The 12,732-nt window shown below is 52.3% G+C and carries 13 protein-coding genes and 3 pseudogenes; 10 read left to right on the top strand and 6 right to left on the bottom strand.

The annotated features are described in order from the left end of the window. Positions 1 to 8 precede the first annotated feature (8 nt). The gene (locus OA238_RS32835; RefSeq protein WP_187293046.1) at positions 9 to 347 is read left to right on the top strand and encodes a hypothetical protein; all 339 of its coding nucleotides are present in this window, start codon (positions 9 to 11) and stop codon (positions 345 to 347) included. A gap of 6 nt (positions 348 to 353) precedes the next feature. On the opposite strand, the gene OA238_RS13570 is transcribed toward OA238_RS32835, so the two are convergent. Next, the gene (locus tag OA238_RS13570) at positions 354 to 1,586 is read right to left on the bottom strand and encodes an ISL3 family transposase (protein WP_015495002.1); all 1,233 of its coding nucleotides are present in this window, start codon (positions 1,584 to 1,586) and stop codon (positions 354 to 356) included. Positions 1,587 to 2,035: 449 nt separating this feature from the next. After that, entirely contained in the window at positions 2,036 to 2,941 is a 906-nt protein-coding gene (locus OA238_RS13565) for a bestrophin family protein (RefSeq protein WP_015495595.1), read from the bottom strand. Between the two features lie 343 nt (positions 2,942 to 3,284). Between OA238_RS13565 and OA238_RS13560 the strand changes: the two genes are divergently transcribed. From OA238_RS13560 to OA238_RS30255, 7 genes and pseudogenes are all read left to right on the top strand, one after another. Further along, complete coding sequence (locus tag OA238_RS13560) at positions 3,285 to 3,719, top strand: LexA family protein (protein ID WP_015495594.1); 435 nt, start codon at positions 3,285 to 3,287, stop codon at positions 3,717 to 3,719. After that, positions 3,716 to 4,987: a Y-family DNA polymerase gene (locus OA238_RS13555; protein WP_015495593.1), complete on the top strand. Its 1,272-nt coding sequence runs from the start codon at positions 3,716 to 3,718 to the stop codon at positions 4,985 to 4,987. Before OA238_RS13560 ends, OA238_RS13555 begins: the two co-directional genes overlap by 4 nt. A 22-nt stretch (positions 4,988 to 5,009) precedes the next feature. Continuing rightward, a pseudogene (locus OA238_RS30260) lies at positions 5,010 to 5,264 on the top strand (DDE-type integrase/transposase/recombinase); the annotation flags it as partial. Between the two features lie 208 nt (positions 5,265 to 5,472). Beyond that, positions 5,473 to 5,721 (top strand): DUF1127 domain-containing protein, encoded by a 249-nt coding sequence (locus OA238_RS13550; protein WP_051076481.1) that lies wholly within the window; start codon positions 5,473 to 5,475, stop codon positions 5,719 to 5,721. Positions 5,722 to 5,824: 103 nt separating this feature from the next. Further along, positions 5,825 to 5,911 (top strand): annotated as a pseudogene (locus OA238_RS35065) (IS6 family transposase); the annotation flags it as partial. 227 nt (positions 5,912 to 6,138) lie between these two features. Then, positions 6,139 to 6,387 (top strand): DUF1127 domain-containing protein, encoded by a 249-nt coding sequence (locus tag OA238_RS13545; protein ID WP_044036837.1) that lies wholly within the window; start codon positions 6,139 to 6,141, stop codon positions 6,385 to 6,387. Then, the gene (locus tag OA238_RS30255; RefSeq protein ID WP_083906732.1) at positions 6,374 to 6,634 is read left to right on the top strand and encodes a hypothetical protein; all 261 of its coding nucleotides are present in this window, start codon (positions 6,374 to 6,376) and stop codon (positions 6,632 to 6,634) included. Before OA238_RS13545 ends, OA238_RS30255 begins: the two co-directional genes overlap by 14 nt. Positions 6,635 to 7,156: 522 nt before the next feature. Here OA238_RS30255 and OA238_RS13535 read toward each other — a convergent pair. Continuing rightward, complete coding sequence (locus OA238_RS13535) at positions 7,157 to 8,032, bottom strand: lysophospholipid acyltransferase family protein (protein ID WP_051076480.1); 876 nt, start codon at positions 8,030 to 8,032, stop codon at positions 7,157 to 7,159. 875 nt (positions 8,033 to 8,907) lie between these two features. Here OA238_RS13535 and OA238_RS13525 point away from each other — a divergent pair. Both OA238_RS13525 and OA238_RS13520 read left to right on the top strand, forming a co-directional pair. Further along, entirely contained in the window at positions 8,908 to 9,219 is a 312-nt protein-coding gene (locus OA238_RS13525) for an H-NS histone family protein (RefSeq protein ID WP_015495591.1), read from the top strand. Positions 9,220 to 9,277: 58 nt separating this feature from the next. After that, positions 9,278 to 9,604: a hypothetical protein gene (locus OA238_RS13520; protein ID WP_044036832.1), complete on the top strand. Its 327-nt coding sequence runs from the start codon at positions 9,278 to 9,280 to the stop codon at positions 9,602 to 9,604. Positions 9,605 to 9,635: 31 nt separating this feature from the next. Here OA238_RS13520 and OA238_RS13515 read toward each other — a convergent pair whose 3' ends face one another. From OA238_RS13515 to OA238_RS13505, 3 genes and pseudogenes are all read right to left on the bottom strand, one after another. After that, entirely contained in the window at positions 9,636 to 11,276 is a 1,641-nt protein-coding gene (locus OA238_RS13515; RefSeq protein WP_015495590.1) for an ABC transporter substrate-binding protein, read from the bottom strand. 82 nt (positions 11,277 to 11,358) lie between these two features. Beyond that, positions 11,359 to 11,673: pseudogene (locus OA238_RS13510) on the bottom strand (transposase domain-containing protein); the annotation flags it as partial. An 83-nt stretch (positions 11,674 to 11,756) separates the two neighbouring features. Beyond that, a complete protein-coding gene (locus OA238_RS13505; protein ID WP_015495589.1) occupies positions 11,757 to 12,674 on the bottom strand; it encodes a DMT family transporter in 918 nt (305 codons plus the stop codon). Positions 12,675 to 12,732: the final 58 nt, after the last annotated feature.

Here is a 12,732-nt window from a genome sequence, read left to right as displayed (position 1 = left end):
GAAGGCACTTGATCGGTTTCAAACGCCATTCATTAGCGGAGGTCAGCAAGATCGTTTGTGTTGAGCTCGAGGCGCACACCCAAAGCGCCGCTTCCATCGCGCACTGGGTGTTTGTGCAGGCCAATGACCAGGCAAGTTATCTCTGTGTAAGCGGCGCAGGCGCGCGCGATCCTGCTTATCAACCATTCCTGCGTGTCATAGTGGCCGTCGCGCGCCAGCCGATCGATCTCGGCGACAAGCGGGTCATAGTCGAAAACATGCTTCATGCCGTCACTCTTGATCAGGACCAGGCTGGGGTCGATCGAGAAGGTCAAGTTAAGCACATGGGCTCTTCTCCGCTTTGTTGAGTTATTCTAGGATTTCAAATAGAACATAGATTGATTATCTGGGATGGATGATTGTCTAATTTTGAGTTTGAAGTATTCGGTATCCCTGATGCCCCTGGCTCGTTTGCGGATCATTCCTATACTGACATTACCAGCCTCTATCCTGGCGCTTGTCAGCTTGTGTTTCGCGTAGTTGCATATGCCCACACAATGTTTTCTTAGGGATTTTGCGAACTTTTTCAGATAGAGCATGTGTGACTGATCTGCGATCAGGCACCAATTTTCCAGTTGCTCTGACATCCCCTCAAATGATGGGGCGCTCCACAGAGCCTGAAGCTGTTCTTTTAAGACGTAAAGCGTATTCAGGTTGCTATTGCTCTCCAGCAACGTTTGCAGCTTGTTACTTTGTTTTTCATTCAACTTATCCGCATTTTTGAGCAACAGATAATGCGTGCCCTTCATCAACTCTTTACCACTTGGATCGGCCTTCCTGAACTCAAGGCGACGCTGATTATGGATAGCCTTGCTGTAGTTTTTCATGACGTGGAAACGGTCAAATACGATGTCGGCCATCGGCAAGGACTCCCTGACAGCCTTTTGGTAGGCAGGCCCCATATCCATCGACACGGCCTTTATTTTATGGGCTGTATCTGGCCGCAGCTGTTTCAAAAACCTTGAAAAAACTTCGGCAGTTCGACCGGCTTCCACCCAGATCAGATGCCCTCCGACCATATCGTAGACCACCGTCATATAGTCATGACCTTTCGCCCGGGCCACTTCATCGACACCAATGTATTCCAAGCCAGCAAGCTGTGCGGGATCAAGCGCAGGGAGCGTTTCCATCAGGTATGCCTTGTCGATATTCTTTACCGTCTCCCATCGTATACCTAAATGCCTGGAGACAGCCAGAATGGATAAATGACGGCACAATCCACTGATAAGATGGCAAAATCGATGGGTGAAACGGCACCCTTTATCAACAAAAGGACACGCCTCAATGCGGCGCTCACCCTTGCTAATAAAAACCTGCGCTAGCTCAATCTCAATCACACAAGGATACCCAAAAAACGGGATGTCGTTTACTTGTCGGCGAATATGTTGGTTGATGCTACCCTTCTTGCCGGTTGCAGGGTCTATAGCGCTCCTGCGGGCATCCCGACTGCACTGAACAATAACCTTCGCACCGTCTTCAGCCAGCTCAATTTCATTTACACGTTGCCCCTTCAGGCGTAAAATATGTTGCGAGATGTCGATGGTCATATACCTGCCCTATGTAAAGTTGTCAGAAACCTAACATATCAACAGGTTACTTGATGGTCAGCATCTTTTCTTACTCAACAAAGCGGAGAAGAGCCAGCACATGCGCTTCTGGCACGGTGTCACCCGGGGCATAAGTACCGATTTTGGCCGGCAGGATCAGGTCAGTAAGTTCGATCGTTGTTTGAGGCATTTTGTGTTCCGTTTGCGTTGTTAAGCGCCTTATGACGTGAACGAAATAGAGGGCTTGGCAATGCTTAACCAGGATGCAGTTAGCGTTATACAATCATAGGATGACTACGGCACAGTATTAAGCACTCTTCATTATTGTCATTTTTGGCATGTGCTGTACCTATCAAATCGATGCCCGTCTTCGAGCAGATATTGGCACCAAGTGAATGTTGGGACCAACTGGAGATAGGGACAACATCCGACAAAATGAAATGTGTACCCTAACTCAACACATGATTTGTTGGGGACAGGCCGTCTGGCGGGTTGCGATCCAGCGCTTCGGCCACCGAAATCTCAATCGTGCGACACATCGAATCGACGGGTAACCCGTTCTGAACATTGCGAAACGGCAGTTCCAGCTCGTTCGTGACGGCTTGCAGGCCAAAGAACACATAGGCCACGACAGCCGCAAATATTGGGGCAAACCAACCTGTGGAATCGATTAACGCGAACGGCAGCAACCAGCAATAGAGATAGGTCGTCCGGCGCACCAACAGGGAATACACGAACGGCAAAGGTGTTGTCAAAATGCGTTCACATCCGGCCTGTGCGAAAGCCAACGAGGACAGCGTTTGTGAAATAGTCATTTGACCAAACCCGCTGATCGCGTCCTTTTTGATCAGCTCGCCAATTCTGTCGGCTATCGATCGCAATGCCGCATCTGCCGGATTCTTCTTCCCGATCATCGACGCAGCACTTTCTTCGCCGACCCAGCTGGTAATTTCAGGCCGCACATCGACCCCTCGCAAGAAACCACGGTGCAAATGTGCGAAGGCGACCGCATAAGACAAGATGGCTTCGCGCTCCTCCCCCTTGCCGACAAAGACGCACATATGTCGCCCCAGATTGCGGACATCAGCGATCATTGACCCCCATAGTTTGCGGGCTTCCCACCATCGGTCATAGGCTGCATTGTTCCTAAACCCGAGGAAGAGTGACAGCGCGACACCAAATATTCCCATCGCCCCGATCGAAATTTTCGGTAGCGTGACAACGTAGTGATTAACCAACAGGACAACGACCGATAACAGCGCTATGCCAATAATCTTGCCCAGAATTTTGGGAACAACTGATCCTTGCATAACGAAAAACAGCCGAAACGATGACGGATGGTCCCTCACGATCACATGATATTCCTTTTCAAAGACATTGGGAAAGCACGCAGGATTAACTTAATCCTTCAGTCAGATGATCCAAGAGAAGCTGCATTTTGAGCGACAAATGTTTGTCCTTCGAATGTATCGCCCACATGTCATCGTTCGGTGCGCTATATGTGTCAACTGGCTGTTATGACAGCGATAGATTTGGGCCTCGAGGTTGCGCCAACCAATAGGCATTTCTTTGATTAACAATGCGCCGTTCAAAGGAGGCCAGTCGAATAGGCCTTGTTACCCGTCGTTGGTCATTGACTCCTCACATCAAATTGCGAGAGACATGAGAACATTACCAGAACACCAAGGGAGAATCTGTGTGCCTTTTTTTCCAGTTGAGACGCCAGTTATTGCAAATGGTATGCCTGTTCGTCTGGTTGCTAACGCCGTCAGCGCAGGGTTCCCGTCGCCTGCTGGAGATGACCTTGAGGACGAGATTGACCCCATTTCGTGGGTTGTCCGGCACCCATCATCGACGTTTTGGTGGCGTGTTGAGGGTGATTGCCTTTGGGATGCAGGCATTCGAGATGGGGATATTATTGCCGTAGACCGTGCTGGTAAGCGTAGAGTTGGGCGTGCTGTTTTGGCAGTCGTTGAAGGTGCTGTAACTGCGAAGATGTTGCGCAAACGGGACGGGCGGTATTTCTTGGCTCCGGCTAACAGCAAAGAGAGCTTTCCAGATATCGAGTTGACGGAAGACAGCGAGATATGGGGCGTCATTGCAGGTGTGGTGCGGCGGTATGATCTTGAATGAAGCGGCCCATTGCGATCTCGGACAGCGCAAACTTCTATGTCTCAGCGGAGCGGATATTTGATCCCACTTTAAAGAACGTGCCGGTGATCGTGCTGTCAAACAATGACGGGTGCGCCGTGGCGCGCAGTGATGAAGCAAAAGCGCTCGGCATTAAGATGGGCGAACCGCTGCACCTGTTGCAGGACAAGATCAAAGCGCATGGCGTCCGTGTGTTCAGCTCTAATTACACACTTTATGGCGACATAAGCCGTCGCGTTGTCGAGGTGTACGAGGATTTTACACCCAACGTTGAGATCTACTCGATAGATGAATGTTTCTTGGATTTTGGCGGCTTCAAAGATCGGGATAAACATGCGCGGGCGATGCGGCGTGAGGTGTTGCGCCGGATTGGCGTGCCGGTGCGGATCGGGATTGCTCCAACCAAAACGCTGGCTAAATGTGCCAATGACATAGCGAAGAAGAACCCGATTTTTGGGGGAGTGTTGGACGTGATGGATGACGCACTGGCGACCTGGCTTCTGCCAATGGTGCCCGTTGGCGACATCTGGGGGATTGGGTGTAAGACAGATGCCAAATTACAAAAGCTCGGCATTTATACCGCCGCTGACCCGCGGGATATGCCGACAAAGCAAGCGCGGGCGGTTGGTTCAGTTGTCTTGGAACGGACGGTCCTAGAGCTCCAAGGTGAAGCCTGTATCGCATTTGATGATATAGAGCCACAACGCAAAGGTATGGCTGTTACGCGGTCAGCGGGAACGCCGATGATGGATTTTGACACAGTGTTTCAGGCAGTGACTGCGCATGCGACCCGCGCAGCCGAGAAGCTACGGCAACATGGCTTGGTGGCCGGAACGCTGACGGTGTTCTTCCACACGAACCGGCACCGCTTAGACCGACCACAGTATTCAGGGTCTCGCTCGACACGCATTACACCGATGTCGTCAGATACGTTCGATCTGGTGGAAGCGGCGCGGCGGTGCGCGCAAGCGGCTTGGCTAAAGGGGGAGGGGCAGGTGTTTGGCTTTACGAAAGCCGGAATAATGCTCGCTGATCTTATTCGTTTCGAGGATCGGCCGCTGACCCTTTTTGATGTTGAGAAACCGAAATCAGCGGCTCTCATGAGTGCGCTTGATCAAGTCAATAATCGGTTTGGGAAGAAAACGTTGGTCTTGGCGAGTGAAGGGATGAAGCGCCCTTGGCAGCTTCGGTCGGATCATCGAAGTCCACGGTATACGACGCGGCTTACTGACCTACCGGTGGTTCGATGAGGTTTAAGGGTACTGTAAGAGCAAAATCGGCAACGCTGATCGGCAAGAAACTGGGCGCTGGCTTAATAACAGGGCGGAGAATTCACACCAGCCATTTAGACGAAGAGAGCGAGCCATGCTTCGATTTAGGCGGATGCGAACTTTACAGAAATTCGCCGCCATCTACGGCTCAGCACACAACCATTTCAACCAAGGGCGCCATCTCTACAACCGATCAAATTTCAAGCTGAACCGCGCCACCGCTCTTACCGAGTGGCGCGGCCTCTGCACAGCCTAAGAGATTGAGGCAGCTGGAGAACTGAGACTTTTCGATTTTGTCTGACAGCATCTTGGTGGGCTATTTCCAATGCATTCTGGGGAAAGCATTGGAAATGTTGCGGTTGCGAAAAGCGCATAAGCGGTATGCTATTTTTATCTCTACTATAGGAAGCGGAGCGATATATTTTGATTGGTAAGAAATAACGATAACCCAAAGGAGTATGGCTATGGCCGCTTTCAAAACAAATTTTCAATCCGCCGTCCCTTTCAGTATGGCTATGGCCGCTTTCACAACAATTCGCCCATCCGCCGTCCCCTTCAAAAACCCTTTTGTCAGCCTGGTAAAGTTTTACAAGAATTGGAACGCCGTTCGCCAGACGCGCGAAACGCTGAACAATTTGAGTGCACGTGAGCTTGCAGACGTTGGTATGACACGCGGCGACATTGAGAACTTTGCTCGCCGGGCCCGCGCATAGGCCTTCCTGGCACAATCAATGATAAGGGCACCTCAATCGAGGTGCCCTTTTCGGGCACTGTCAGAGCAAAATAGGTTGAGGCGGGCAGGGCGGCACTTAGCTTCTGTGGACGACAAAATACTCATCCTTTCGTTACTTCAATACGAGCCCCGAGATCATCCATCTGGCCGTCATGATGTATGTTCGGTTTGGGCAACGCGAAAAGTCTTTGCAGAGCAGCTGCCAAACCTTTTTGTCACTGCGTCCTCCGCGTTCACGATGGTTATTATTTATGCAGATACATCGATACTTTGATGGTTCCCTTCCTGTTAGACATAGCCACTATGCGGATTCAGAGGGTTGGAAACGTGGCTTGCAAGTACCATTTCTGCAGTGCAGCATTAATATCGCACTGCAGCAAAATAATAGGAGTGCACCATGCCAATGGTAGTTTCCCACACGAATAGCTGGCTGACGTCAGGTCTGACTGAACTGCACACGCGCTACACTCGCCGCCGTAACGCAGCCGCCGAAGTAAAGAACAAGGCGGCAAAATATTTACGATCCCTGACGCAGCTCAACGCTTTGTCGAACCGAGACCTGTTGGACATAGGAATATCACGCGCAGACATCCCCCAGATTGCGTTTGAGCAGTCACAAAAGGAACTCACAAATGAAAATGTATAGCAACACATCAGGCAGCACGTTCGTCTGGGCCCAACATGCCCTTGAGGACGCTGCCATCGCCGTCGGCCACATCGCAACTAGAATACGCAACAGCTTCAAAAACTGTTGGGTCCGTTTCCAGATCAGACAAATGCAGTCGGTCTTGCAAGCGTTGAACGATGGACAATTGGATAAGATCGGTATCAAACGAAGTGGTATCAGGGACCATGCCGAACATCTGGTGACATACGAATACGACGGACTTTGAGCGCGTGATTTGTGGTGGCGAGTGTCAAAACGCATGCATTTGTCACACGATTTGAGCAATAGTTTATCTCGGCTGGGTGTGGCGCGTTCAAGACGCCAAAATGCGCCGCACAATGCCATTGGGCATTGTTTCGATATCACGCACGCAAATACAAATTTGGTTGTCAGGTGGCTTGCAGCGGCTCTATCGAGGTCGACCTGTTGATGCTTGGTTATGGACGGGCGTAGAGTCCCTCGCGAAGTCCTAGAGAGGGTGCATGGACATGATGGGCTCGGCTGCTGGTCCACGGCGGCTCAGGGCCTGTAGCGTCATCATACACTTAGGGCGGATTGCGGACCTTCGCTGCGTTTTGTATAGAGGTCTGCTGTGCGGACGAAGCCGTCAATCGCATTACCTGACTCTGGTCTATTCTCCACAAGTTTTTACTTAATCTGATTTTGCCTTGGTCCTCACCGAAGTAGCTTTCATCGCTGCTAGGCCAGATAATAACTGCGGTTTGTAAGTCGCGGAATACGGCGGCGCTCAGGCCCCATCCCAACGCTTCAATAGCCAATACCACTGATCTGGATTTGCCAGAATACGGGCAGACAGACTGTCATTGAACGCACGGGTCATTGTGACGCTGTCGGTGTGGGCGATCGGTGCTTCGAAGATCACTTGGACCGCGTTTTCGTCATCAATGCGGATACCGTAGGCTGGGATCATGGGCAGGTCGTATTTGAGTGCAAGTTGGGCAGCAGAAATGGAGGTAAGGGCGTCAAGACCGAGAAACGGCAGGCGGATACCTTCTGGGTATTTTTCATCCAGCAGGATGGAGATAATCCCGCCACTTCGAAGGTGACGCACAAGGGCCATCGTGCCGGCGCGGCCTGTTGAGAGGATCGGTTTTCCGCCCTCTTCGATACCCGCGCGAATCCGACGCGCGTAGTGTGGGTTCTTGTGGGTGCTAATAATGGCTCCACTTTCCATGCCGTTCTGTCTGAGAACGGCGCGAATTGCTTCCCACTGGCCGAAGTGGCCGGAAACAATGATCGCCCCTTTGCCGGTGGCGTGCGCCTCTTTTAGGGCGTCTAGTCCGGGACCAGAGACCCTGAACTTGTGATGCTGGGCCTGAAATTCCGCGTCGTGATATAGTTTGAACAGAGTTCGCCCCATATGCTTGCCCATGCTTTGACCTAGCTTGGCGCGTGCGCCACGGGTCATGTTTGGGAAGACGCGCCTCGCTTCGCGGTCAAAACTGCGCCTCGCAGGCGGAAACCAACGCATGACCGCCGCAAAAGTTGTCCCGAGGCTGCGAGACCGAACATCGAAAGACCGCCATTGCGAAACGGCCAACGCCGACCACAAAGGAAAGTATCTGGCGCCGTGGACTATGGATTTCAGAAATACGGTCGACATGACGTTTTATTATTGGTTTTCGGGAATAATCCAATCAGAAAATTATTAGGCCATCTTTGGCGCCAAAAGTGCCCACACATTACCTCCAGATATTGCTACGAAAATCAAATGTGAACCGCTGCTTTGGTGTAGGTTTCTCGGACGCCACAGGCGCGCCGCTTGTGTGACGTGGAACATTGCCTGGCGTCGGAGAAGCGCTCAAGCGGGAAATCGTGGGGTTGGTCTGGGTGGATCCATTGTTGCTATGGGGATTTGCGCAATGCGTGTGTTTTCGCCCGAGTATGCCACACCGGTTGGGTGGGGCGCATTGGCTTAAGCACAGCGCCGGTTTTGCCTTCGTTGGCTTGATACGGGTGGCATTTTGTCGGCGTCATCATGTTTGGCCATGTCGATCGCATGAAACAAGCATGCCTATTGGTTCGCAGAAAATATCGCCTGCAATTGGGACTGGGGTTTGTGATGTACGACCAGTGCTTCATGCGGCGGCAGCGCGCGCGCCGGCGGTGCTCTGGGATGTTGGCTGGTGCGATTGTCTCGACGATGATCAACTGCCCGACACAACATGGGCAAGGCAAGCGGAGACACGAAAAGCGGCATGAACAGAAACAAGATGCATCTTAGCCAAGCCGCAAAACTGTCCTAATAAGCAGGACCACTTCAGTGGACGTGAACGGCAGCTCTGGGCCGGTCGTGTCGCTCGACATAAGTGGCGTTAGTGGGTCCGCAAAATTGTCCCAAAAACGCTGGTTTTTGAACGTTCAGAAAGGGTGATTTTTTCGAGTGGACTGGAAACGGTGTTACTCACCATTTGGTGTTGCCGCTAAAACTCAAAAACGATAGCCGAGAGCCAAATACTTAGATAGAAAGTTAAACTTATGACGAATACTGACTTGGAAAACCTGTCCATCAAAGAACTAAAGCAATTGCAAAAAGATGCGACTAAAGCGGTCGCAAGCTTTGAAGATCGTAAACGTGCAGGCGTGATTGCAGAGTTAGAGGCGGTTGCGCAAAAGCATGGGTACAAGCTGGCGGATTTTACAGGTGGCAAGAAAGCTAAAGTTGCTTCGCCCGCCAAGTACAAGCATCCGGAAGATTCATCGCTCACCTGGAGTGGGCGTGGTAGACAGCCTAATTGGATTAAGGATGAGCTCTCAACGGGAAAATCGTTAATCGACTTTGCGATCTAAAAATATTTGTTTGGTGCGAGTGTGTCTCGACTAGTAGTGTTCAACAAACGGTGGTTTGTTGAACGCTTATGCTAGCGCAGCATTCAACGACAAGGGCGGAAACCTGACTTTCGCTGCAAGCGCGAATTCCGATCAACAGAGCACCAAAGCTGACCTTAGCCGCTCGATCATATCCGCCGCGACTGTCATCGCCAGCAATTTTGGCCTGACCCCCAGCTTTGTTGCCATTGCATGCGCTGCAGTCACGTTTACCCTGCGCGCAGGCTCCATGGCCTTCGGTTGGAGCCTACCCGTCCACGTATCCCGCCCCCAAGGGTCTAAACAAGGCCTGCGCTGGCCAATCGTGCTTGTTCGCAAGGTTGGCAGCGACCCGCACGATTTTTGAGGGTCACTGCATCGAAATACGTGCTACTTTATTATGCAGAGTAGCCCAGCTTGGTCACATTTATCTCAAACGTTGGGTGCATTTGTGCGCCGACCACAGTGTCTTTGTGGTGTCGATAGATTGAGCGCCAGTAGGGTTGAATAATCACGCCTTCATCCTGCAAGATCAACTGAAGCTTAGCCATAACCTCACGTCGCTGATCCGCGTCAGCAATTGCAAGTGCTTCTGCCAATAGGCTATCAAACTCTGCGTTGGCGAAGCCTGATTCATTCCAAGGCTCACCCGAACGGAACGCCAAGGCAAGCACCTGCACGCCTAATGGTCGCTGCGCCCAGTCCGTTGTCGACAGAGGGTACTTGGTCCAGTCATTCCAAAATGTTGCACCGGGGATTATCGTTCGTTTTACGTTGATACCCGCATCGCGCCACATCGCAGCCGCTGCATCACTGGTGTTGCGGCGCCATGTGTCATCGATTGAAATCAGCTCATGTTCAAACGAGCCCATGCCCGCTTCTTCCATCAGTGCTGCTGCACCAGCAGGATCAAAGACAGGCGCTGGCAGTTCGGCGTATTCAGGATGGATTGGGGCAACCTGATGGTTTTCAGCCACGGTTCCGTTGCTCGAAAAGCCCAATTCCAACAGCACGTTGTTATTAACCGCCATTGCCAGCGCACGGCGCACTCGCACGTCTGCGTAAGGCATGATCCCGTCGACTTCGGCAATTTGGTTTGGGCGGATCACAACCGTGTTGGCTGTGACGGCTTCGGATTTGAGCCACCCCACGCCGTCCAGATATTCGATAAACTCACCAATGGATTCATAGACCATGTCGACTTCGTCCGACAGCACCGCGGCGATGATGCTGGCCTGTTCGGTACCGTAGTCCAGATATTCTATCCTATCCAGATAGGCACCCTCGCCCCACCAATCGTGATCTTCGTTCTTCACGAGGGCGGCAATAATACCGACCTCAAACTCAGCCGGCAGGTATGGCCCGGTGCCGATAGGATTGTCCAAAGGATCGCCATTGAAGCTTTGATGCACAATCGCGGCGGGATAATCGGAAAAGCCTGCGATCAAGGTGATATCGGGCTGGCCCAACGTCAAGCGCACGGTTGTTGCGTTCACCACAGTGATAGCGCCGATCCGCGCGACACCGGTATCGTTGTCCACCAAAGACGCCATGCGCGACGCCATCGAATTGCCCTCAACTGAGGTGTCGCACCAACGGGTTATGTTGAACGCGACGTCGTCAGCCGTAAACACATCACCGTTATTCCAAGTCACACCTTGGCGGATCGTCAGAAGGTATTCGGTTGCGTCGCCGTTCACCTCCCAGCTGTCTAACAACATCGGTGAGAAACTGCCATCAATCTGATATTCCACCAGATACTCAAAGTATCCACGGGTGAAATTGGACATCTGTGGCCAATCATAGGTGCGCGGATCTTTGAGCGCTTTGACTGTGGATTCGATGCGCAGCGTGCCACCAGTTTGCGCATGGCCTGCGGCATTGGCGGGTTGCGTGAGACCAAGAAGCCCGTATGCGACCGCTGTGGTCACGCCCAGCGACGTCGCGCGGGTCATAAATTCACGGCGCGACAACGTGCCGGACGCAACCTCGGCAGCATAGTTTTGCGCAGCAAGATGAATGGTTTTTGGGAATATCATGAAAGCCTCATAGGTTCGTGTGCATTATCAAAAGCGACCAGAACAATTGGGTTCGGGCACTTTGGCTGCTTATATTTCAATTTTAAGCCTGTTTGTCAAAGTTCCATGGGGTGAATGCGTCAATACGCGCGCTTGAATGGCCAGCTGCGATGGCTTCGAGGATTGCCTTGAGACAGGCATAAGGTTCGACACTGTCGAATTTGCAGGTCTCGATCAGTGAGGCGATAAGGGCCCAGATTCTGCCGCCCTTGTCGTGTCCAGCAAAGAGTGCGTTTTTCTGGTTCAATGGAGTGGGGCGGACTGCGCGCTCGACAATGTTATTGTCCATCTTGACGGAGCCGCCATGCAGGAACAGCTTCAGGCCGTTTATGTATTTTGCGATGTAGCTGAGCTTCTCACACTAACGCGCATTATGGCAGAGATGCGGAAGCTGCAGCACTGGGTAGCGCAGCAAAGGTCCGGTAAGGGCCGACAGCATCCTTAAGGTGAGGTGATAGGCGGAGGCTTGCGACGTTTGCCCGATGCTGCATTTCCTGCAATAGCCGCAAGCAGCACGGCACCGCCGATCAGCGTATTTAAGCTTGCCGTTTCTCCAAGGAAAAGCCATACCCAAAGCGGGCCAAGCAGGACCTCGGCCAGCGATAGTAGGGCAAGCTCAGCAGCGGGGAGACTGCGTGATCCCAGCGTGTAGAGGATCAATCCTGCACCCACTTGGAAAACCCCCATGCCCATGGATATAGCGCCATCGTGCAAGCTGACAGCAACGGTCAGCCCCGAGAGTTGGCATATACCAAATGTGATGACGGCAGCGAACAGTCCGGACAAGAAAACCGATGGGAGCATTTCGCCCGTCCGTCCCCATCGCAAGGCAACAGTGAAGACCGCGAAGCCGAATGCCGACCCAAGCGCGGCAAGGCTGCCTTTCAGGACGACGCTGCCAGACTTATCAGCAACCATGATCGCAATCCCGCCGATGGCGAAGGCAATCGCGACCCAGGTTGCGACTCGCACGCGTTCACCAAGGATTATCCAACCCAGTACCGCAGCCATGAACGGCGCTGTTGCAAAAAGCAGCATGGCATTCGCGACCGAGGTATTCTGGATCGAGTAGATCCCGCCGGAATAGGCCGCAACCAGTGATAACCCCGCGATAACAGAGGGAAAGCCGATGCGGTGGATCTGGACAATGGGGCTTTCGCCTGACCGCACCCGAATGACCACATATAGAAATAGTGACATGCTGATCGACCGATAGAACAAAATCTGCCACACGACAGCATCTTCGATCATGCGAATGCCAAGACCGACCGTTGACCAAAGAATCCCAGCCGCAAAAACGAAAAGCACACCGTACTTGTGGGCATCAGCTGTGGAAGTGGAGGGTGCTATAGATGTCATTTCGGGCCAATCAAAGGAGTCGATCAAAGCATCTTAACGTCCTGGCTGGAGATCTGAA

Origin of the sequence: Octadecabacter arcticus 238, assembly GCF_000155735.2 — a bacterium.
In the GTDB taxonomy this organism is placed as follows: Bacteria; Pseudomonadota; Alphaproteobacteria; order Rhodobacterales; family Rhodobacteraceae; genus Octadecabacter; species Octadecabacter arcticus.
Note: the sequence above shows the minus strand (reverse complement) of the source record. Positions and strands in the feature narration are given on the sequence as shown.